The organism is Bacillus cereus, assembly GCF_002577405.1.
Lineage (GTDB): Bacteria > Bacillota > Bacilli > Bacillales > Bacillaceae_G > Bacillus_A > Bacillus_A cereus_AU.
The window spans coordinates 23,083-46,283 of sequence record NZ_NULR01000007.1 but is presented as its reverse complement, the minus strand read 5'-3'; the positions used below and the strand labels follow the sequence as shown (position 1 = coordinate 46,283).

Below are 23,201 nucleotides of genomic sequence, written 5' to 3'. Positions count from 1 at the left end.
AACATATAACTTCTCCCTTATCAACAAGAAAAAGACCACCAAAAGGCAGCCTCAAAACTCAATCTTATTCCCCACTCCACGCTCCACCGCTTTTTCATACAAATACTTCGCAACGATAATATCCACTACCGCCAAACCAACCGATTTGAAAACAGTAATCTCTTCATCGTTTTCGCGGCCGGCTTTTTCTCCGCTTATAATTTGACCAAGTTCAGCGTGGAGATTGCTAGCTTCGAATAGACCTTCTTTTATCGGAATTTGAAGATCACCTGTTTCTTCTAGTGCTGCTTCTTTTGATTCGACTACTACTTTGTTTGCGCTTGCGATGGCGTGGGATGGTAGTTCTTGCATGCTCGGTCTGAATGAGCCGACGGCGTTTATGTGTACGCCTTTTTGCAATGTTTCTGTGAAGACTGGTGTGGATGCGTTCGTTGTTGTGACGATGATGTCTGCTTCGCTTATTGCTTCATCTGGACTTGCATAGACGTAAGCTGGTTTGTCGAATGTCTCTTGTATATATTGCGCAAATGCATACGCTTTTTCTTCCGTTCGATTGTATAAAATGACTTTTTCGATATCCCTAACGGCGAATACAGCTTCGGCAATTCCTTTCGCCTGTTCACCGGTGCCGATGATGCATAAAGTTTTTGCGTTATGACGAGCTAAATGTTTTGTCGCTACTCCTGATAAGGCGCCTGTTCGGATCATCGTTAAGTAGGATCCTTCTAAAAGTGCGAGTGGTTCTCCCGTTTGAAAGTCTGATAGCATAACAATCCCGTTTATCGTTTTCTTTCCTATCTTTTTGTTCTGCGGGACTACTGTTACTACTTTTAAACCGAGTGCTTCAAGTCCTTCCGCGACTGAAGGCATAATTAACGCGGTATTTTGCTCGTCCGCAAATGGTAATGAGCCGCGTATTGGTGTAATCGTTCTTTCTGCGGAAAACTCTTTTAAGGCAAGCGCCGCGTATTCAATGACTTCGTTCATATTTACTAAGTTTCTTTGTTCGTTCGCGCTTATGACTAGCATATTTGTTCACCCTTTCCTATATTCTTCTCCTCACTTTGTGCTATATTTTCATTCACGACCTGCGCTCCTACTAAATCACCCGTAATATTTACAACTGTATGGCCCATGTCAACGAGCGGAGAAACAGCTGCGATGATCGGGATAATTGTTAGCGGAAGCCCTAGTGTAGAAAGTAAAATGGTCGCGGTAATAACGTCCGCACCTTTTACTCCAGCACAGCCCGCTGCAAGGACGATTCCTAAAAATACAGTTTGCATAATAAGCCCAAATGTAATTGGAATTCCGTATACATTTAATGCGAAGACCGCTAAAACACCGAGCGCCGCTGATAATCCGTTCATATTAACAGTAGCTCCAAGCGGAATGGTGAAACCAGCTACCGATTCAGGGATACGAAGTCTTTTTTGCGCCACTTCCATCGTTACTGGAAGCGTTGCGCTACTCGATGTTGTACTAGCAGCTACAATCATAGCTGGGCTCACTTGTTTATAGAAATGAATAGGGCCAATTTTCCCGAAAACTTTCAATATAATTGGATACATAATGAACACAATGAGTAGCAATGACAAATAATCAGCTACTACATAACTAACGACCGCAGTAAGCATGTCTGCTCCAAATGTGCCAACTACATGAGCAATTAACGCCATAATTCCGTACGGAGCAAATCCAATAACGATTTCCGCAATTTTAATCATTATTTTTGATCCTTCATGAACTAATTTACGAGTTCCTTTCGCTTGATCACCAAGAAGAATAAGTGCCATGCCGACAAAAATAGCAAAGATAATAATTTGAAGCATACTTGTTTCTGCAGCCGCTTGAATGACGTTAGAAGGAAACCATTGTACGATATTATCTATAAAACTAAATTCCTCTTCTTTAAATTTCTGCCCGCCCGCAAGAAGTCCTTCTACTCCTTTACCAGGATTGATAATATAAGCAATTACTACGCCGATACTTGTCGCTAATACAGCCGTGACTGCATAGTAAATGAAAATTCTTCCGCCAATTGCTCGTAACATTTTCGGATTTTCAAGTTGTGCGATACCTGAGACGATGCTTAAAAAAGTTAAAGGAACGATAATCATTTGTAATAAACGAATAAATATATCCCCAATCGGTTTTAAAACAGCTACTTTTGGTCCAAATACTACCCCTAACGCAATACCGATTAATGCCCCTATCAAGATTTTCACAGGTAAATTTAATTTTCGCCACCACTTCATCCAAAGGTCCCTCCCCTTAAGAAAACATTAAGCTAACAAAAACCCCCGATTCAAAACATCCCTCGGATCTACTACAAACTGATGAAATCCTGTAATAAATGCATTCCCGGTTACTTTCGGAATGACTGCTTCATATTGATCTACCTCTGTTACGGACAATACTTCTCCCTCGAATTTCCCATCAGTAATGCATTCGTGGACGAAAATTTCTCCCTTTTGTAAAGCCTCTTTTTCAAAAAGGGTTGCGATTCTTGCGGAAGTTCCTGTGCCACAAGGAGAACGGTCTACTTGCCCGTCAGCGAAGATCGTTACATTTCGTAACGTAGCGTCTTTTTCTTTCGGTTCATCTGAAAAAATGACGCCGTATATTCCTTTTAACCCTTCTTCCAGTGGATGCTTTACTTCCATCTGGCTCTCGATATAGTGCTTAATTTTACCGCCCCACGCTTGAATTGCAGGTAAATCTTTAAAATCGACCTTCAAACCAAATTCTTTACTATCTACTACCGCATAAAAGGCTCCGCCAAATGCGATATCTACTTGAAATTCATAGTCATCTATTTTGATAGGAACGTCTTTCTTATATACGAACGAAGGAACATTTTCAAATGATACGGACTCTACTTCGCTCCCGTTAAATTTTGCATACGCAATAACTTCCCCGGCAGGACTATCAATAATGAACTTTTGTTTTTCACCTGTCACTTCAAACATGCCCGTTTCAATTCCTACTGTAATAACAGCGATAATGCCGTGACCACACATCGTACTCCAGCCTTCATTGTGCATAAATAATACGCCAAAATCAGCGTGAGCACTTGCAGGCGGTGTAATGATACAACCGTACATGCCGTGATGCCCTCTCGGTTCATACATAAGAATTTCACGAAGATGATCCAAATGTTCCATGCAGTATGCACGTCTTTCTAACTGCGTTTCTCCCTTTATCTCTGGCACGCCGCCCGTAATAATTCGAAGCGGTTCCCCAGCTACGTGCGCATCAATTGTTGTGTATATTTTACTAACCTTCATTTCTATCTCTCCTCTATATATTGATACTATTTTCATTGCAAGTATCATGCCAAAGTGCAAAGCGTTAATTTGTTTACATTTTTCTGAAAAAGGTGTATCCTTTTGGCAACAAATCTGTATACTACTGTCTACTTTTTTATAAAATCAGTAGGGATTTTCAGCCCACAAATAGCGGGATAAATTCTTTGGAGGCCATGTTATGAAACAATTTGATAACTTTGCAGTTCCAACGTTGCATACACTCCTCTCTTACGTGGAAGAAGCGATTTCTATCGTAAATACAGAAGGAGTTATGTTGTACTGGAACGAGGCAGCAGAAAAGATGTATGACATTAAGAAGGAAGATATTATCGGTAGAAATGTGCAAGAGTTCTTTTCAAAAGAAGATATTATGAATTTAAAAGTTCTTGAGAGCGGGCAACCGGTCCGGGATATTTATCACCTGCCTCGGCCAGATAAGCACGTATTAATTAGTACGACTCCTATTTATAACGACGACAACGAATTAGTTGGTTCTATGTCTGTAGAAAGAGATATTACTGCGACGATTAAGTTAAATGAAAAATTATCCTCTACTTCTGAAGAATTACAGCAATTAAAACAAATGATTCAACATCAGCAAGATGACCCCTTCAGCACGATTAAAGGAAATAACGCAACACTTCAGCACATTATCCACAACATGAAAAAGGTAGCAAAAACTGATGCGACGATTTTAATTACAGGAGAAAGCGGTGTTGGGAAAGAACTCTTTGCCCAGGCCATTCACGAAGCTAGCCTTAGAAGCAAGCAACCTTTTATTCCGATCAATTGCGGCGCTATTCCTGCCGCTCTCTTTGAAAGTGAATTATTCGGTTATGAATCTGGAGCTTATACGGGAGCCGCTAAAGGCGGAAAAGCAGGAAAGCTAGAACTAGCAAATGGCGGCACTTTATTTTTAGATGAAGTAGGAGAACTCCCGCTTGATATGCAAGTGAAACTACTTCGTGCTTTACAAGAAAAAGAGATTTACCGAATTGGCGGACAAACACCGAAAAAGATAAACGTAAGAATTATTGCCGCAACGAATCGTATGTTAGAAGATATGGTGCTCAGCGGGACATTTCGATCTGATTTATTTTATAGATTAAATGTCTTCACAGCGCATATCCCGCCATTACGAGAACGAACGGACGATATTTCCTTTTTAACTCATCATTTCTTAAAGGAATTTTCTTTTAAATATAACAAGCCCGCTCCTTTCGTTCATCAAGAAGCAATGAATCGACTACATACATACTTTTGGCCGGGGAATATTCGCGAACTGCGCAATATAATAGAAAGATTAATTGTCCTTCATGACGGGAAAGAAATACGGGAAGCAAATATTTTACAACTATTGCCTTCGCAAAAATCCGTCTATCATACAGAGCGTTCACTCACCGATGAGAAAAAGAGCTTGGAGAAAACTAGAATTATACAAACTCTCGAAGACACGTACGGAAACAAAAGCATCGCTGCGAAAAAGTTAGGCATGTCCCGGGCTAATTTATATAAGAAGTTGAAGAAGTATGGGATTACTTATGAAGTAGAGCGATAATCAGCGGTGTATGTTCATAAGCCAGTAAAAAAATCATTTATTCATTGTGGAATTCAAGCTACATATTCGTTCTTGGGAGGTGCTGTGGCAGATCTCTTCTGAAATAATTGGATATTCATATTAAGATTATGATTATGAAGTCATATACTTAAACTATAGGACAGGATTATGGATTTCCTATATAATTATAGCAAATAAAAGATAGGTTATTTAAGGATGGCTCATATGTTGAAAACAAAAACTAAATATCAAACTTGGATACGAATTTACAAACTAATTATTTTTTTGGTTATTTCACTCATTCTTCTCTCGGTAACATTATTACCTGTTAATTTATATTTGCGAGTCCTGTCAGGTATTTTTGCGTTACCTTTTATTTATATAGCATTTATACTTTCTTATTCAGTTTACCAATTTGCAGCATTTGGGGGGAATTATCAGTTAAAAATACATGATTTAATTGTTGCCAAGGTGAATTGGAATGGAAAAGGAAAAATACTAGATATAGGAACCGGTAGTGGTTCACTGATTATTAAACTGGCAAAGACTTTTCCTAAGTCCTTTCTAACTGGAATTGATTATTGGGGCGGAAATTGGGAATATTCCAAATCTAAGTGCCAACAAAATGCTGAAATAGAAGGGGTCTCTAATAGAATTGATTTTCTGAAAGCAAGTGCTGCAGAACTCCCTTTTACTGATGGTGAATTTGATATAATTGTAAGCTGTCTAACATTTCATGAAGTAAAAGATGAAGAAAATAAAACTGAAGTAATTAAAGAGGCTTTAAGAGTGTTAAAACCTGGTGGCGAGTTTGTTTTCTTAGATTTATTTATGGATGAAAAAATATTTGGAGATGAAAGAGAGCTCTTACATGTCTTAAAGAAACATGGTGTATCTGAATTGAATAGCTACAAGCTTGCTGAAGAAATAGAGTTACCAAAACTCTTATTGAACAAAAAAGTATTAGGAAATGCAATGATTTTGAGTGGTAGGAAATAAGAATGCCCGTATAATAGCGCGGACTTCTCTATTATACGGGCAACTACTTAACTTAACAAAGTGAGGTAGCTTTATTTCAAATCCACACAAACTATTATTTAGACATTAACGAACATTAATGGTAGAAACATACGCATTCCCTACCTACAACCAACCCAACACTCCCGCAAAAATATATCAGCGATTATTCAATTATATTGAACGTAACTTCGAATATATCGGCGATTCGACACAACTTATCGACCAACCGACAAATTCCGCACGTTTACGCTCGGTAACCACCAACCAATCCCACACCCGGTACACCCGAGGAAACCCAATCTATCCATCAAACCCTAACCGCCACCACATCCGGCACTTGCTTCGCAATCTCCTCACCAATCTTTATACTTGCTGTCGCAGCTGGAGATGGTGCATTGCAAATATGCAGCGAATTGATGCCAGGGATAATGCAGAAGTCATCAACCATATTTCCGTTTGATAAGATGGCTTGTGCCCTTACACCTGCATGCGTTGGGATGATATCTTTTTCTGTTAGCTCTGGTATTAAGCGCTGCAAGCTTTTTAAAAATGATTGTTTACTAAATGAGCGCACCATTTCTTTTATGCCTTCTTTCATATTTGGCATCGCCATTTTCCAGAAGCCTGTGTATGTCATTGTTTCCATGAAGTCTTTTATGTCGAAGTCTTTTTTCGTGTAGCCTTCTCGCTTAAAGCTTAATACTGCGTTCGGTCCTGCATGTACGTCTCCGTTTATCATTCTTGTAAAATGAACACCTAAAAACGGGAATTCTGGATTTGGAACTGGATAGATTAAATGTTTTACGAGATGGCGTTTTTCTGGGACAAGTTCGTAATACTCACCACGGAACGGAACGATTTTCATATCCGTTAATATGCCTGTCTTTTTCGCAATACGATCACTATGTAAGCCGGCGCAGTTAATGAGAAATTTCGTTTTAAATGTGCCTTTGTTTGTCTCAATTGTTACGGCGTCTTTCTTCTCAGTAATACGCTCTGCGGCTGTTCCTAAATGTACTTCTCCGCCGCTTTCTTGAATCAAACGGGCAAATGCATAACTTACTCCTTTATAATCAGCAATCCCGCAAGACGGAACTCGGATTGCACCAAGTCCTTTTACATGAGGTTCAATTTCAGCTAATTCTTCCTTATCTATTTTTAAAATATGTAAATCGTTTTGTAAGCCTCTCTCATATAAATTATGTAAAAGAGGAAGTTCTTCTTTTTCTGTAGCGACAATTACTTTTCCGCACATGTCATAAGCGATGTCATTTTCTTTACAAAATTGAACCATAGCTGCGTTTCCTTCTTTGGCAAACTTTGCTTTATAACTTCCTGGTTTATAATAAATTCCAGAGTGAATTACTCCGCTATTATGCCCAGTTTGATGATGTGCAAGTTCCTTTTCTTTTTCAATGATCGCGATTTTCGCACGAGGGAATTTTTTCGTCAAAGCCATTCCAGTTGAAAGGCCAACAATTCCTCCGCCAATAATTATAAAGTCATACATCCTACTTCCCCCTTAATAGTATAAAAGGCAGGTCTCTTTTCAAGACCCGCCGTACATATTATTTAGAAAAACAACCACGCTGACGCATTAATTCTCTATATAAATCTTTATTTTTTTCAAACGCAGCTCTTCCGTGCATCCAAAATAAATTGTTTAAAAGAACTAAGTCACCAATTGGTAATTTTAATGCATGTGTCGCTGGTGAGTTTTCAACTGAATACGATAAGTCTTTCAGATAGTTTGCTTGTTCAATATTATCTGGATACGCGAACTGATCGATAAAGCAAATGCATGGTGCGTTATTTACATCAAAAAATGTTTCACGATACACGATTTCTTGCGAATTTTTACTCGGTGGTGCTTTATACGTAATTTTAACAGATGCGAGCGAATGATCTCTAAATTTCTGAAGATCTTCCCAATCGTCTAAATGTAGTAAACGGGATTCCCCTCCTACTGCATTTTGCTCTTCAATTTTCATCATAAGAAGCCAATCTGTCGGTTCATCAACGAATGTACCGTCTGTATGAAGTGTAAACAATCGGTACGCTTGACGAAGGTAAGAATCACTACTATCCGTATCTTTCACATTAAATCTAGCATAATACGTTCCTGTCATTGCATCAAAGTTTGGCGCCCCGATTAAATGCGTTAATGCTGTTGCAAATTTCACGTAGTCTGCTGGATCTGCCGTTTCACCTTGTACCCCAATTGTAAATCCGCCCGTTTCACGGTCATGAATAATGCCGCGAATGTTATCCATAAATGATTGCCCAAAAATCTTTTTCATGCTATCCGCAATATTAAACCGAGAATACGGAATATATTGTAATGACTGCTCTGAATGCTCTTTTACCTCTTCAAAAAACTGCTGAAGCAATTGCTGATTTAATACGATATGATATAAACGTTTATGCTCCGGATGAGGAACAATTTCATACCCCTCATATTTCTTTGCAAACTTCATCTTCGCACTTTGTTCTGTAATAATCGACATTTCAATTCCTCCCTAAATTAAATATGAAGAACGTATTGACGCTTTTTACAGACAGTTATCCTTATCTTCTTATGCTGAGATTCGGTCTTACTGCCCTAACAACGAAAAGGCCAGTCATACATATCCGCGACATAACAATCGCAGATACATACAACTGGCTCATAATTACGAATGTTCTTTAATCTCTTAAAGTACAATAATAATAGACAGTTCATATGAAAATATGTGTAAAACAGGAAAACAAGATCGAATTTAGAGAAGGCTAATTTCTCGAGTGGATCTTATTAATTAAATAATAATTCAAAATATTCTAATTGTCAATTCGTTTTTTATTATTTTCTCTACAAACTTTACACATTTTACAAATACCCTTACTTTCCGCACAGCCTCTTTTTTTCGTCTCTTGTTTTACAACTTGCACTTCATTTAACTTTTTCATATTCCTTGCCTCCTCAATAAAATAAGCCAGTCGTATCCCGTTAACGGAAATACAACTGGCTCTTGTTTATGGTGATAAAGTGAAACTTTGATCAGTGGGGACGTAGTTCATCCCCACTGATCATTAGTTTCACCAATCGGGCATTTACGGGCAGTTGATCTCCCGTGGAGATCTTACTGCGCGTTAATGCGGGATAAACTAGACAGTTTTTATGGTGTTGTTTCCTCGTACTCTCCCTCGAGCTGTTCATCATTTAAATAACTTACATATTGGCGATGCAAATCTTTTACCGCACTGACGATAGCATTTTGCGCTTTTCCTTGATAATGATCTGTAATATCTTGCACGATTTCTTCAATACCATCTCGTAAACTATGTCCTCTCAAAATTTGAGCGACGAAGTCTCTACCATGCTCTGTCGCAAGCGTACATGACGCTTCAATAATGACATGATATTTATGATCTGCCTCAATTGTAATTGTTAATGTTTCATACATGCTGCGAACAGCCATACCTTTCGGAAGCCTAGAGTGTCCTGCCATAAAAAATGTCCCTTTACGCATATTGCATCCTCCATTACTATGTTTTTTATTGTTTATACTTGATCTACGTATACTGTCTTTATTCTCGTGTAAAATTCTTTCGCCGCTTTTCCTTGTTCACGCGGTCCAGCGCTGGAGTTTTTCATTCCGCCAAATGGAACTTGAGGTTCTGCTCCTGCAGTTTCTGAATTCACATGAACCATTCCAACTTCCATATCATCAATGAACCTTTGCGATAAACTTAAATTGTTCGTACAAATCGATGCACTTAATCCGTATTCTGTATCATTCGCTAAAGAAACTGCTTCTTCATAACTATTCACTTTAAATAAACATATAACTGGACCGAAAATTTCTTCTTTTGCAATGCGTGCATCTACATCTACATTTTCAAAAATAGTCGGTAACACGTAAGAGCCCTTCTGCAATTCAGCATCTTTCGGCTCGCTACCACCATACAGTAAGGTAGCCTCTCCTTTTCCTACTTCAATCATCGATAAAACAGATTGCTGCTGCCCTTTTGAAACACATGGGCCCATAAATGTATCTGGTTCTAACGGGTTCCCAACTGTAAGAGCTTCCGTACGCTGCAATAGTTGCTCACGGAACGCTTCATAAATTTCCTCTTCGACTATTACTCTACTTGTTGCGGTACACTTTTGCCCCGTTGACATAAACGCACCTTTTATCGTCATATTGACCGCCTTTTCAATATCGGCATCTTTTAATACAACTATCGGATTTTTCCCGCCCATTTCTAATTGTACTTTTTTCCTAGTTTCAACGGCTGCTTTTTGAATGATATTGCCAACGTGATTAGAACCAGTAAAGGATACCGCTTTTATATCCGGATTTCCCGTTAACTCTGCTCCAACTTCAGAGCCTTTGCCGAACACACAATTTATAACGCCTGCCGGAATGCCTGCCTCATGGAAAGCTTCCACGAGATGGTACACCGATTTTGGCGTAACTTCAGCCGGCTTAATAACAATCGTATTTCCGTAAATAAGTGCTGGCGCCATTTTCCACGCCGGAATCGCAATTGGAAAGTTCCATGGCGTAATTAATCCCACCGGGCCTACTGCTACACGTTTACTGTAAAGCATCGTACTTTCATTAGCAGACGGAATGATCTCTCCGATCGGCTGATTCGCTTCCCCTGCATAATATTCAAGAATGCTAATCGCTCGCTTCGTCTCGCCTATCCCTTCCGCAATCGTCTTTCCTTCTTCATTCGTTACATCACGGCCAATTTCATTTACTTTTTCTTTTAAAATAGCTGCCGCTTTCCATAAATAACTTGCTCTCTCTTGAAACGATAATTTTTGCCATTTATGAAAAGCTTCTTTCGCTGATGCGATTGCGACTCGTGTATCTTCTACTGAACTAAATGGGAATTCACCTAGCACTTCCCCGTTATGCGGATTATAATCTTTAACGTATGCATTCGTGGAAGGTTCTTTCCACTCACCGTTTATATAATTGAAAAACCTCATGCCCCTGCCTCCACCATTTTTTTATTTTGATAGTTTCGCAATCGCAGCTTCTAAAATAGTAAGCCCTTCTTCAAGCTGTTCATCTGTTATAACAAGAGGCGGTAAGAAGCGAAGTACATTGCTATAAATACCAGCACTTATCGTAATGACCCCTTTATTATGCGTTTCCTTCATAATTGCTTTAACTTCTTCCGCTGCTGGCTCTTTCGTCTCTTTATCTTTTACAAGTTCAATAGCAGTCATCGCGCCGAGTCCTCTAACATCGCCAACTAATTCATATTTCTCTTTCCAGCTATTAAACACTTCCATCATGCGTGCACCAATTTCTACAGCACGACCTACTAAATTCTCTTCTTCGATTATATCTAAAACAGCCAATGCAGCCGCACAAGCAGCCGGACTTCCTGAGAAAGTACCACCTAATTGACCTGGTCCAGGTGCATCCATTAAATCCGCTCTTCCTGTTACTGCACTAAGCGGCATTCCAGCAGCGATTGATTTTGAAAAAGTCATCAAATCAGGAGCTACGCCGAAATGATCCATTGCAAATAAGCTACCCGTACGAGCAAAACCAGTTTGAATTTCATCCGCAATCATAATGATTCCATATTTATCACAAATATTTCGAACACCTTGCATGAATGTAGTCGTCGGAACGATAAATCCACCTTCTCCTTGAAGCGGTTCCAAAATAATTGCAGCGATATTATCACTTGCTACTTCCTCTAACATAAAGCGTTCGAAATATGCTAAAATTTGCGCGTCTACTTCTTCTGGCGTCAATCCTTCTTCAGCACGGTAGTAGTATGGATATGGTAATTTGTATACTTCTGATGCAAACGGCCCAAATCCATGCTTGTACGGTTTCACTTTACTTGTAAGTGACATCGTCAAAAGTGTACGCCCGTGATAAGCACGCTCAAACGAAACAATCGCACTTCTTCCAGTTGCTTTTCTAGCAATCTTCACCGCATTTTCTACTGCTTCAGCTCCACTATTCGCAAACATCGTTTTTTTCTTGAAATCACCTGGTGTTAATTCATTCAGTCTTTCCGCGAGTGCAATATAACTTTCATACGGCGCTACATGAAAACAACTATGAATAGAAGATTCCACTTGATCTTGAATCGCCTTTACTACTTTCGGATGACAATGCCCGACGTTTTGCATACCAATTCCGCCCGCAAAATCGATTAATTCATTACCATCTACATCAGTAATAATCGCTCCTTTTGCTGATTGCACATACAACTCTGTAATATTGTAAGGCCCTTCTGGTACTGCATTTTTTCTTCTTTCATGTAATATGCTAGATTTTGTAGTTGTAATATCTTTCTTCTCTTTCAACATGGAACATACCCCTTTTCTTATTCTTTCTCTAAACTAACTTCCGAATCTTTTATAATCGTAAAATCATTCAACTTTTGCTTATCTACCTTTCTAACTCTTAGGAAATAGCTTATTATTACTACGATTGTAGCTAGTAACGTCATATAGAATTGCATGCGCATATCTGCTATAAATGCTTGTGAAACAAATATCGTAATAATCATTAGAAGCGTTGCATATGTGAGATAAGGGAATAACCACATTTTCACTTTTAGCTTTCCAGCCCCTTCTCTTTCCCTTTCTCGTCTTAACTTGACATGTGAAACGGCAACGAACATATACATAAGCATTGTTACCCCGCCTGAACTATTCGCTAAAAATGCGAACAGTTTATCAGGAGATATAAATTTCAACATCGCGCAAATAAAGGCAAATACGATACTTGCAAATATCGCTACAACCGGCGTTCCTCTGCTGTTTAACCTTGAAAAAGAAGAAGGTGCATCTCCTTTTTTAGCTAGTGAAAATAACATACGCGAACTCGTATATATACCTGAGTTCATAACGGAAAGCAATGATAAAAATACAACACCATTCATAATCTCTGCGGCTGCAGGTACCCCTGCCATATTAAATAAACTTGCATACGGAAGTTTTAATAACTCTTTATCCGTCCACGGAATAAACATAACTAAAATTGTTACTGACCCTACGAAGAAAAGCATAAGACGCCATACAACACTATTAATAGCTCGTATAACATTCTTCTCTGGATTCTCAGATTCCCCGGCTGCAATAGCGGCTACTTCGCTTCCCGATAAAGAGAAAGAAATAAACACAACGCTCAGTAAGACAGGGACAACTCCATTCGGGAAGAAACCACCGTGTTCCGTAATAATAGAAAGACTCGGTCTATCCACCCCAGGAACAAGTCCAAAGAACATCGAAACTCCTAAAATTAAAAACGCAACAATCGCAACAACTTTAATAAACGCTAACCAATATTCAAACTCACCGTACAATTTTACTGAATATACATTCGTCATCGTCATTAAAAGGACCATACATAAACTCGCGATCCATGCTGGAACCGAAGGGAACCAATTGTTAATCATCACGCCTAAAAGCACCGCTTCAATTGCGATAATAATGACCCAGTTAAACCAATACAACCACCCAATCGTATACCCTGCCCACGGCCCAATTGCTTTATTCGCATACGTTGCGAAAGAACCGCTATCAGGATTTTCCGCTGCCATCTCTCCTAACATCCGCATCACGAGCACAACCATTAAAGCACCGATAATATAGGACAAAATTGCCGCAGGCCCTGTCGATTGAATAATCGTTCCACTTCCTACAAACAAACCTCCCCCGATAACACCGCCAATTGAAATCATTGTTATATGCCGAGTTTTTAAATCCTTCTGTAACTCCTTTTTCTCTTTAGCCAAACAATTCACCAGCCCCTCCATTAGCGTGGACGTACACCATCTTCCCCATTACCTATTAACCTTGGTAACGCTTTCTCCAAATCCCCTCCTACTTTAACTAAAAAATAAAAAGAGCCAGAAAAACAATGTACACATTTACATTGGATTTTACTGTCTCTATCCTTATGGCTCGTCCTCCTGCTAAGGAAGTTCAAGTGGAAAGAAGCTCCGCTATTCAATTGAACAAAAGTAAACCCGGGCTTACAGAGAGGCTAATCACTGTCATCCGATAATAAGTTAATCATAATACAAATAAACTGAATATTCAATATTAATTTGAGATGAAATTTCCAAATCACCCCAACATATACTGTTCAAAAGCAAAAGGAAGTGATCTCATGTACTATGGAACAAAGGGCTGGTACGTAGCTGAGCTTAAAAAATTAGGTGTTCGTTATTTTGAAGGACGGAAGCTAGAAAGTTACCGTGGACACGTATTACGCAATTTACTAGCCGCACAACAGGAAAAACCGAAAGAAGAGTAATATAATAATATAGCGATATAAAACGATTCTCGGAATATATCAGCGATTTTTCAAATATATCGATCACAACTTATCATATATCGGCGATTCGACAAGGAATATCGACCATTCGACAAACCCCGTCCCCCCTCCCACCTAAACCACCAACCAATCGCACATCAATACAAACAAAAAAGGTCACCCAAACGGGTGACCTTTCTTTCCTATTCACAAACAAGAATTTGTCTAGAGAATGTGCCTTTTTTTGCGACGCCACGATCTGTGATTTCAAATCCGGCTTCATGAATCATGTCATCCATCGTTTCCATCGTGACAACGACTACTTTTTTTGCAATGCGGCGCGCACTTGAGAGAATTGAAAGTTGATCTTCTGGTGTTGCGTGCGTAAATAGATCGTACGGCATATCGATAATCGCGACGTCGTAGTTCTCAGTCATTTCTTCAATTGGACCTTTCGTTACTGTTCCTTCAAACCCGAAATGCGCGATGTTTTTTCTCGTTCCAAGAACTACAAGTGGATTTATATCTCTACCAACGATGTTAATTCCCATAGAAAGTGCTTCTACTACTACTGTTCCAATGCCGCAGCACGGGTCAATAGCTCGTACTCCCTCGGGGTTTGGTACAGCGATATTTGCGACAGCTCTAGCAACACGTGTGCTCAGTGATGTCGAATAGCTATGCGGTTTTTTTATGTGATGATACCAAACTGGATCACTTTCTACATAATGTCCGAAATACCAACGTCCTCCAAGAGGAACAATCCCAAATACACGCTCTGGATTACGAACGTCTGCTTCTCCTTCAATATGCATACCGAGGTCTCGCTCAATAAGACGTCTTTCTCCATATTCAATTTTATTCTCTCCAACAAGGTCATTAATTTTAACGAAGATAACTTTGAATGTCGCTCCCGCCAAGTCAATTTGTTCCACTTGTTTCAAGATGCTTTCTAAGTCGTCTCCTTCGTACATCACTTCAACTCGCTCTTTAATAAACGGACTTCTACTTGGATCAATTTTGACATCACTTTTCAAAATGTTAACGTGAGACTCCATTCCAAATAATGAACGCATTTCCAAGTAACATAAAGAACGTTCATCCTCACGGAAAGCATACGTATATATACATGCAGGTGTTTTACTATGATTACTCAATCTATTATCATCCTTTATCGTTTAAAATTATTATGATCACAATTACTCGAATACCTTTTTCATATAAAATTAAATGATATCATATGCCCGAAATAAAGAGAAACTTTTATAGTTCATTTCATAAATAAAAGAGATTGCCCATTGGCAATCCCTTTTTATTTATTAACGGAAAGAAGATACGTTATTACCCATTTCTTCGTAGTAATCTAAAATACCTTGATAAATAGCTTCTGCTGCACTTTGTCTCTGTGCTGGTGTAGCAATTTTATCTGCATCACTTTTATTATCTACAAATGCTAATTCTGCTAATACAGCTGGCATTGTATTTTCTCTAATTACATATAAATCGCCTTTTTTCACACCACGGTCTTTTGTTCCCAGTGCGTCTACAAGGCGCTCTTGAATTTTCTCTGCTAGTAAACGACTTTCTGATACATTAGGATTTGTTCCTCTTGCTGTCGCTGATTCATAGTAGAAAGTTTCTGTACCTTGTCCATTTTTCTTCTCCGTACCATTACCATGAATACTTACAAAGATATCTCCATTATTTTTTTGAGCAAATTCTACTCGTTTTTTCAATGAATCTTTTGAATCCGTTCCTGGACGTGTATCATTCTCACGAGTTAGCAGTACAGTAAACGGTGTCTTTTGCTCAAATATTTTCTGTAATCGTAATGATACATCTAATACGGTTTCACTTTCTTTCTCATAATAACCAGGATTCCCTGAGTCAACTCCACCATGACCTGGATCAATAATAATCGCTTTACCTTCTAAGAAGTTCTCTTGTTTTACTGGGTTTAATTGATTTTTATCAACCCATTGGAACCCACCATTTGTACGGATACGAATCCAGCTACCATTCTCTTCAATAACAGTTACTGTTTGTGCATCATGTGTACCTAGCACTTTAGACCCATGTGAGTCTTTTTCATATGTAGTAAATCCTTGATTAATAGATTCTGTTTTTTCTTGTAATGGTGTCCACTTATCACCTTTACTTGTTACAACCTTCAACCAGCCGTCCGCTCTTTGCTCTTTCACTTCAACCATTTGTGGCTTATGTTGAACGTCAGTAATACCAGATGATAATGATGGTTGATGATATGTAATAAAGTTTCTGTTCATATACATTCTTTTTGATGTATTTGTCTTATCTTTGTCTGCCATCGCAATGAACTGAGCTGCTTCTGCACGAGTTACAGTTCCTTCAGGGTTCCAGCCATTTCCTGTACCTTTAGAAATCTCTAAAGCTACTAAAATATTAGCTTTTTCCTTACCCCAATGAGGTTCCAAATCTTTAAACTGTGTTGGAAGTTCTCCAATAATTTTCTTATCTAATGAGTATGCTTGCACTAACATAGACGCCATAGATGCACGGTTAATTTGGCTTGATGGATTGAATTTACCAGTACCATCTCCATTAATTACACCTGCTTTTTCCACTGCAGCGATGTACGGAGCTGCCCAATGGTTTTGTGAATCTTTAAAAGATGGCTTTGCTTTTGGATCAATTGGTAAACCAAGAACGACTGCTAATATTTTTGCAGCTGATCCTTTATCTACCGCTTCAGATGGAGAAAACGTTCCATCTGGCTTTCCATCAAGGGCTTTTTTCCCCACTAAATAATCAACTGATTCTTGTGCCCATGTAGGAACATCCGAAAACTTCTTCGCTGCTGCGAAACTACTAACTGGAGACGATAATAAACTTACGGCTAAAATACCTGCCGCGACTGCACGATACTTCATAAAAAATAATACTCCTCTCAAAAACCTTTTAATAACGCGTAATCTTAATATGCGAATCATAATAAACACAAACAAAAAAAATTAGTGCGCCTCTATTATTTTATAATACTCGAATTATGTAGTAAACCTACTTTCTTAATATTGTAAAATAAAATACAATTAATTTACTTTTTGTTGCATACAGTCGTTTAAACTAACTTTAAATCGATACTTTGTGTCGTATTTTCTGCAAACAAAAAAGGCTACCCCCGGCAGCCCCTTTTCTTTCTTATTCTGAAATCATCTCTGATAATACATATGCATGAATAAGTGCTTCTGTATGCGCAATCGAACTTTCATGTGTGCGCTCAAATGCATGAGAAGAATCAATACCAGCTCCAATTAATGCATGTTTCACATCAAATCCAGCGCGAATCGCAGCTGATGCATCAGAGCCGTAGTATGGATAAATATCTACTTTATATTCAATAGCATTCGTTTTCGCAAGCTCTACTAAATGTTTACGTAATGCATAATGATACGGGCCACTAGAGTCTTTTGCACAAATAGATACTGTGTATTCATCTGATGCTTGTCCATCCCCTAACGCTCCCATATCAACTGCTAAATATTCAACCGTTTCTTCTGGAATGTTAGAGTTACCACCGTATCCGATCTCTTCATTATTAGAAATTAAGAAATGAGTTGTATATGGTAATGTTACGTTTTCATCTTGTAATCTCTTAATTAATTTTAATAGAATCGCGACACTTACTTTGTCATCTAAATGACGTGATTTTATGTATCCACTCTCTGTAATTTGAACGCGTGGATCAAATGAAACGAAGTCTCCTACTTCAATTCCTAATTCGCGTACTTCATCTGCTGAAAAGACACGCTCATCAATACGAACTTCAATATTTTTCTCATCGCGCTTCGCTTCTCCTGCATCTTTGTACACATGGACAGAAGTTTGATGCATTAAAATTGTACCTGTATACGTCTTACCGCTTGACGTTTCAATTTCGCAATATTCTCCTTCTACAGAGTTCCAGCGAAATCCACCAATCATAGATAAACGAAGACGACCGTCAGGCTTAATTTCTTTCACCATTGCCCCTAACGTATCAACGTGCGCCGTTAATAAACGGTGCTGTGCATCATTTTTTCCTTTTACCGTAATAATAAGAGCCCCTTTATTATTACGCTTCGTTTCCACATTCCACTCACTTACATAGTTTTCAATAAAACGAATGATTTTCTCTGTATTTCCAGATGGACTCGGAATAGAGACAAGCTCCTTAATAAGTTCCATCGTTTCTTTCGCATGATGTGCCATTGTCATTTCCTCCTCATTTTCTCTACTATTCAGTATACAAAATTTACTAGAAAACCTCTACTTATATAGTTTAATTTTCTAAATTGTAGTAAAATTCACTTTAGTATACAAAAGGAGTTATGAAATATGAATATATCAAAAAAACATGTACACATTGCACTCATTTGGTTTTTAGCATCATTATTTTGCTTACAAGTTTCTTACGCAGTTCATACTACTACTTCTATTACAATCGGCTGGATAGTAACAACTATCTTCTTTATCACTAGTTTAATCGCAACAAAAAAGCATAGCGTTACTCATTAACGCTATGCCTTCCTATAAAACTATTCTTCTGAAACATCTAATAAATAAATGCCTCTTTCAAACCCACCGCGCTCTACTTCTTTTTGCCTGCGAAGACGTTCTACATCTTCAATCGATGCACCTTCTGCACGCGCTAATGAGATGATAACTTCCAGTGCATCTGCAAGAGAATCTAGCGCATGTTCACGCTCTTTCATAGAAGCAAATTCACGAATTTCTTCCGTTCCAATTTTCGCTAAAGCTTGTATGTATGCTTGTCCTGTTAATTTTTGTGCTGTATACGTTTTTCCAGACATTAAAATCTTCTCTGGAACACGATCTCTTACTAATTTATTATATGCTGACATCATTCATCCTCCTATGTTTAATAACAACCGAGCTCTGCTTTATAGAAAAACCACTCTTTTTTCACACAAGCACTTAACATATCAATTCCTGATCCGTGTGCCCTTACTACCGGAAAGAAGTAATGCTCTGGTTCTTCTTTCTTATCGCCGTATAAGGTTTGGTACTCATCAGGAACCGCCTCTTTTTTCACATCTCGTTCTTTCGTCACTTCACCTGAGAAAGCAACGCTTGGATGTCCTTCAAAAAATAACGCAGTCCGAACCGCCATATATGGGGTACTATGCAAAGCATAATATACAATTACAATCATGCCGATCACACCGATAATTTTCTTCATATATTACTCCTAAAAAAAAGTGCTAACACAATTATACTAAAATGTGTTAGCACTTTCTCCACTTTATTCCCCTTTAAATGTAGGTAAACGCTTTTCTAAAAATGCAGCAATACCTTCTTTATGGTCCGCTGTTTGTCTCATCGCATATTGCCCGCGTTTTTCAAGCTGCAATGTTTGTTCTAGATTAGAGCGATTTACTTCACATAAAATTTGCTTCGTTTGAATCATCGCTTTGATCGGTTTTTGTGACCATTCACTAATCTTTTGCTTCACAGCTGTTTGGAAATCCTCGCCGATTACTTCATCAATTAAGCCGATATCTAACGCTTCTGTCGCCGATAATTTCTTTCCTTCCCAAATAATTTGCTTCGTCACATTTTCACCTACGCGCTTTTGCAGGAAGAAATGACCGCCGCCATCTGGAATTAAAGCGATTCCAATAAAGTTCATCGCAATAACTGATGATATATCTGCCATAACATAATCAGCTGTTAATGCAATACTTAATCCAAGACCAGCAGTTGGTCCATGAATTGCACTAATAACAAGCTTCGGCATCGTATATAAAGTCACAACGACTTCAGAAATGGTATTCATAATACCATCAAACTTGCTTTCATCATTACTTGAAAGCATCGATTTAATATCTCCACCCGCCGAAAAACCACGGCCATTCCCGCATAGCACAACAATATGCGCAGAACTCTCCGCTACTTCTTTCAACTTTTGTAATAGCTCTTTTAATGTTGGCTCATCTAATGCATTTAACACCTCTGGGCGATTGACCATAACTGTTGCAACGCGCCCTTCATATTTCACAACGACAGATTCTGTTTTACTTGTTACTTCCATTATATATACCCCTCTTTTCCACATAAAGATTATACTTATATAATTATAGAAAGTAGATGAAAAACCCTTCTTTTTTCTAAATTTTCTGTCTAATAATCTCATAATTTGTATATACCCTTGTATAAAACATACAATTTCGTTAAAAAATATAGCAATTAAAGTCGGTTTCCCCATACTTTTCATCTATTTACCATTACAATGAAATGGTGTATTCTTAAGTTTGATATAAAAAACAAGTATAAAAATTCATTCGCCTTCCTAGTAATACAGGGGTGCTGAAATAAAGGAATGGAGGAACATATGGTTACTAAGTTAAAACAGATGGATAACTACTTCCCGCATTTCCTACTGCTATTCATTGTATTTCAACCAATCTTAGATTTATTAACATCTTTTTCAATCTATGTATTACACATGAGTGCAACAGTCGGAATCGTAGTCCGTTTCGCCTTTATGCTTCTTGCATTAGGTTATCTACTTCTTCATCATAAACAACAAGGTGCGAAAAAATACATTCTCTATTTATGTCTACTTGGCATTGTACTCGCAATCGGCCTTGTGAATAATTTAATGGTCAAATCTCCAATTTCATTTGGAGAAGAAGTGAAATTTATTATGAAGAGTGTATATCCAATTGTACTACTGTTTGGATATATTATCGCACTTAAAGAACTAAAAAATAACGAATATGCGTTTCATAAAATCATTACCTATTTCTTATATGCAACGTTAATTTTGAGTATCTCAATCATTGTGGCAATGGTAACTGGTACAGATTTCCCAAGCTATCCTAACTCAAAAATCGGTTCAAGAGGATGGTTCTTTGCTGGAAATGATTTAAGTTCCATTTTCGCCATTATGTTCCCAATCGTTGTCTTATACTCAGTTCATAAAACAACTTCTTTCTCAAAAGTTTATTACTGGATTCCAACTGTACTTGCGATGTATGCAAGCATTATGATCGGAACGAAAGTAGGCTACGGTGCCATTGTTATTACACTTGGTATCGCTCTTTTATTCTTATTCATTGAATATATGATGCATCGTAAAAAAGAAGGAAAAGGATTCACATACCTTGTAAACACAGTTATTGCTGCTATCGTACTAGGAGGTTTACTTGTCCTTACACCACACACTCCTATCGCAAAAAATATGACGATCCATTTACAAATGTATGAATATAAAAAATCAGTACGAGAAGAAAAAGAACGAAAAGAAGGAAAAGTAATTAAAGAAGAAGAACATAAGCAAGGTGAACTAACAGACTCTGAAGTGAAAAGTTTAATTTACAGTGATCGTGACAAATATTTAAAAGTATACAAACAATATTATAAAGACGCACCACTATCTCAAAAACTATTTGGAATGGGATACGCTGGTAACTATACAACTAAAGTGAAGTTAATCGAAATGGATTTCTACGACCTATTCTTTGCATTCGGAATTGTCGGGTTCCTTACGTACTTACTACCGCTTCTTTATTTCGGTATAAAAATATTCATTCGTATGATCACAAACTTCAAGAAACTATTTAGTGTCAAACATATGCTACTTGCTAGCACAATCGTCTTATCGCTTGGCATCGGCTTTATGTCCGGGCACGTATTAACAGCGCCAGCTGTAAGTATTTTCTTTGCTGTCATACTCGCTTACTTAATTGTTGATTTAGAAATAGAATAAAAAAAGAAGCAGCATCTATTTGGATGCTGCTTCTTCTTTTAAAAATAATACATAAAATCATATTATTAATTCTATAAGAAGTATATATTGACCGAAAAAATTTCACAATCAAACTACCGTACAATTCAAATTTTTTTATTTAAATAAAACAGCCACCGAGCTCCGATAAAATATCAAATCCCGATGACTGTTCTATACTATTTACTTAGCAAGATTAATCCTCACCTATTTTTCTATTGAAACGATGCATGAATCTCTTCCAACACCTCATCAATATTATCCTTTGTAATGACAATACCGAAATCTTTCGGAACATTACTATCCTCTTCATTCACAACTTTATGTGCAATCATCTTCCCGACTTCTGGTCTAAAATGATGACCATCCATATAATTATCTAAATTCTTTGTTACAGAATTTAAATACATGAAATGATGTACTTCTCCAAACACATCTACAGCGTCATGAAGCCATCTTTTATAATCTTCCCATCGCCCCGATTGAATCATCGTACGGAACAACGGCTCTGAAACAGGCGTTGTGAATATGTAAAACTTCGTATTCGGATTATGAGCTTTTACAGTACCTAATATTTCCTTCATATTTTGATACTCATAATTTCCGCCATAAATCTCTCTACTAAATTTATCTACTTGCGCAGCAATTTGTGCATCTCGCTCTTCTTTCGTATAATCACGCATCGACTTTATGTTATCGCGATTATATACATCGATAGTCTTATTGTGATGAATGGAATTTCGAATTGTATTTCGGGAATATGTAATCCCATCCATACTCACATACGATTTAATTGGATATAGTAAGCTTTGCGCCTGATTAATATACACTTCTGGTTTATCAAAACCGATTTCTCTATTTTTGTTCGTTCCAAGAAAATCTAACCCAATAACAATTGACGATAAGTCATTACCTTTTCGCTCTTTTGCATATTCAATGTACGCATCATATTCACGCGGATCTGTACTACTTACCGCATAATTAAATGCGTTTAATCCAGTAAAATCATTTTCATTAATAAAAGTCGTTCTGCTACTTCCAAGTATAACGCCATCATACGTAAACGGACGATATGTTATATAGTTCGTTTTTTGTTGTCTCTCATTAAACCCAAACTGAACATCATTCCACTTATTTTTATGCGGGAATAACCAAAGTGAATCGGCATAGCCATTAAATATTCCAACACCTGCAAGTGGAACAAAAACACATACAAAAACTAAAATAAGCCACTGTTTGTTTTTCATATTCTC

General features: G+C 37.8%; 21 protein-coding genes and 1 pseudogene. 5 read left to right on the top strand and 17 right to left on the bottom strand.

What is annotated here, in order from left to right; translation table 11 throughout:
- Positions 1-51: 51 nt before the first annotated feature.
- Genes COC96_RS10760 through COC96_RS10750 form a run of 3 tightly spaced genes read right to left on the bottom strand, consistent with a single transcriptional unit; the run spans position 52 to position 3,338 of the window.
- A complete protein-coding gene (locus tag COC96_RS10760; RefSeq protein ID WP_098768768.1) occupies positions 52-1,029 on the bottom strand; it encodes an ornithine cyclodeaminase family protein in 978 nt (325 codons plus the stop codon).
- Positions 1,023-2,258: a dicarboxylate/amino acid:cation symporter gene (locus COC96_RS10755; RefSeq protein ID WP_098269575.1), complete on the bottom strand. Its 1,236-nt coding sequence runs from the start codon at positions 2,256-2,258 to the stop codon at positions 1,023-1,025. The genes COC96_RS10760 and COC96_RS10755 overlap by 7 nt, the downstream gene beginning before the upstream one ends.
- A 27-nt stretch (positions 2,259-2,285) precedes the next feature.
- The gene (locus tag COC96_RS10750) at positions 2,286-3,338 is read right to left on the bottom strand and encodes a proline racemase family protein (protein ID WP_098768767.1); all 1,053 of its coding nucleotides are present in this window, start codon (positions 3,336-3,338) and stop codon (positions 2,286-2,288) included.
- A gap of 151 nt (positions 3,339-3,489) precedes the next feature.
- Here COC96_RS10750 and COC96_RS10745 point away from each other — a divergent pair, with 151 nt between their 5' ends.
- Together COC96_RS10745 and COC96_RS10740 are read left to right on the top strand one after the other, a co-directional pair.
- Positions 3,490-4,869 (top strand): sigma-54 interaction domain-containing protein, encoded by a 1,380-nt coding sequence (locus COC96_RS10745; RefSeq protein ID WP_098768766.1) that lies wholly within the window; start codon positions 3,490-3,492, stop codon positions 4,867-4,869.
- A gap of 225 nt (positions 4,870-5,094) precedes the next feature.
- Positions 5,095-5,868, top strand: coding sequence for a class I SAM-dependent methyltransferase (locus tag COC96_RS10740; protein ID WP_098768765.1), 774 nt, complete (start codon positions 5,095-5,097; stop codon positions 5,866-5,868).
- Positions 5,869-6,196: 328 nt separating this feature from the next.
- Here COC96_RS10740 and lhgO read toward each other — a convergent pair whose 3' ends face one another.
- The 7 genes from lhgO to COC96_RS10710 form a co-directional block, all read right to left on the bottom strand.
- On the bottom strand, positions 6,197-7,399 hold the full coding sequence (gene lhgO, locus COC96_RS10735; RefSeq protein WP_098768764.1) for an L-2-hydroxyglutarate oxidase: 1,203 nt from the start codon (positions 7,397-7,399) through the stop codon (positions 6,197-6,199).
- A 58-nt stretch (positions 7,400-7,457) separates the two neighbouring features.
- Entirely contained in the window at positions 7,458-8,396 is a 939-nt protein-coding gene (gene glaH / locus COC96_RS10730; RefSeq protein WP_098269570.1) for a glutarate dioxygenase GlaH, read from the bottom strand.
- A 310-nt stretch (positions 8,397-8,706) separates the two neighbouring features.
- On the bottom strand, positions 8,707-8,835 hold the full coding sequence (locus tag COC96_RS27980) for a hypothetical protein (protein WP_255287984.1): 129 nt from the start codon (positions 8,833-8,835) through the stop codon (positions 8,707-8,709).
- 209 nt (positions 8,836-9,044) lie between these two features.
- Complete coding sequence (locus tag COC96_RS10725; protein ID WP_088232471.1) at positions 9,045-9,398, bottom strand: DUF3870 domain-containing protein; 354 nt, start codon at positions 9,396-9,398, stop codon at positions 9,045-9,047.
- 32 nt (positions 9,399-9,430) lie between these two features.
- Positions 9,431-10,873 carry an aldehyde dehydrogenase family protein gene (locus tag COC96_RS10720; protein ID WP_098768763.1) on the bottom strand — a complete coding sequence of 481 codons (1,443 nt, stop codon included), beginning with the start codon at positions 10,871-10,873 and terminating at the stop codon, positions 9,431-9,433.
- 21 nt (positions 10,874-10,894) lie between these two features.
- Positions 10,895-12,223 (bottom strand): 4-aminobutyrate--2-oxoglutarate transaminase, encoded by a 1,329-nt coding sequence (gene gabT / locus COC96_RS10715; protein WP_098768762.1) that lies wholly within the window; start codon positions 12,221-12,223, stop codon positions 10,895-10,897.
- 17 nt (positions 12,224-12,240) lie between these two features.
- On the bottom strand, positions 12,241-13,665 hold the full coding sequence (locus COC96_RS10710; protein ID WP_098768761.1) for an amino acid permease: 1,425 nt from the start codon (positions 13,663-13,665) through the stop codon (positions 12,241-12,243).
- A 324-nt stretch (positions 13,666-13,989) separates the two neighbouring features.
- On the opposite strand from COC96_RS10710, the pseudogene COC96_RS10705 reads away from it, so the two are divergent.
- Positions 13,990-14,180, top strand: a pseudogene (locus COC96_RS10705) (YflJ family protein).
- Between the two features lie 203 nt (positions 14,181-14,383).
- On the opposite strand, the gene COC96_RS10700 reads toward COC96_RS10705, so the two are convergent.
- The 3 genes from COC96_RS10700 to COC96_RS10690 all read right to left on the bottom strand — a co-directional run bounded on the left by COC96_RS10700 (position 14,384) and on the right by COC96_RS10690 (position 18,407).
- Positions 14,384-15,337, bottom strand: coding sequence for a TRM11 family SAM-dependent methyltransferase (locus tag COC96_RS10700; protein WP_097904862.1), 954 nt, complete (start codon positions 15,335-15,337; stop codon positions 14,384-14,386).
- 162 nt (positions 15,338-15,499) lie between these two features.
- Positions 15,500-17,089, bottom strand: coding sequence for an N-acetylmuramoyl-L-alanine amidase (locus tag COC96_RS10695; protein WP_098269566.1), 1,590 nt, complete (start codon positions 17,087-17,089; stop codon positions 15,500-15,502).
- 268 nt (positions 17,090-17,357) lie between these two features.
- Complete coding sequence (locus tag COC96_RS10690; protein WP_098269565.1) at positions 17,358-18,407, bottom strand: M42 family metallopeptidase; 1,050 nt, start codon at positions 18,405-18,407, stop codon at positions 17,358-17,360.
- Between the two features lie 126 nt (positions 18,408-18,533).
- On the opposite strand from COC96_RS10690, the gene COC96_RS10685 reads away from it, so the two are divergent.
- A complete protein-coding gene (locus COC96_RS10685; protein ID WP_098269564.1) occupies positions 18,534-18,713 on the top strand; it encodes a hypothetical protein in 180 nt (59 codons plus the stop codon).
- 20 nt (positions 18,714-18,733) lie between these two features.
- Here the strand turns inward: COC96_RS10685 and COC96_RS10680 are convergent, their stop codons facing one another.
- From COC96_RS10680 to COC96_RS10670, 3 genes are all read right to left on the bottom strand, one after another.
- Entirely contained in the window at positions 18,734-19,060 is a 327-nt protein-coding gene (locus COC96_RS10680) for a nucleoside triphosphate pyrophosphohydrolase (RefSeq protein ID WP_097904859.1), read from the bottom strand.
- A gap of 17 nt (positions 19,061-19,077) precedes the next feature.
- On the bottom strand, positions 19,078-19,398 hold the full coding sequence (locus COC96_RS10675) for a hypothetical protein (RefSeq protein WP_098269562.1): 321 nt from the start codon (positions 19,396-19,398) through the stop codon (positions 19,078-19,080).
- Between the two features lie 63 nt (positions 19,399-19,461).
- Entirely contained in the window at positions 19,462-20,274 is an 813-nt protein-coding gene (locus COC96_RS10670) for an enoyl-CoA hydratase (protein WP_141536086.1), read from the bottom strand.
- A 276-nt stretch (positions 20,275-20,550) separates the two neighbouring features.
- Between COC96_RS10670 and COC96_RS10665 the strand changes: the two genes are divergently transcribed.
- A complete protein-coding gene (locus tag COC96_RS10665; protein WP_098768760.1) occupies positions 20,551-21,930 on the top strand; it encodes an O-antigen ligase family protein in 1,380 nt (459 codons plus the stop codon).
- Positions 21,931-22,163: 233 nt separating this feature from the next.
- Here COC96_RS10665 and COC96_RS10660 read toward each other — a convergent pair whose 3' ends face one another.
- The gene (locus COC96_RS10660) at positions 22,164-23,195 is read right to left on the bottom strand and encodes a hypothetical protein (RefSeq protein WP_098768759.1); all 1,032 of its coding nucleotides are present in this window, start codon (positions 23,193-23,195) and stop codon (positions 22,164-22,166) included.
- Between the last annotated feature and the right edge of the window lie 6 nt (positions 23,196-23,201).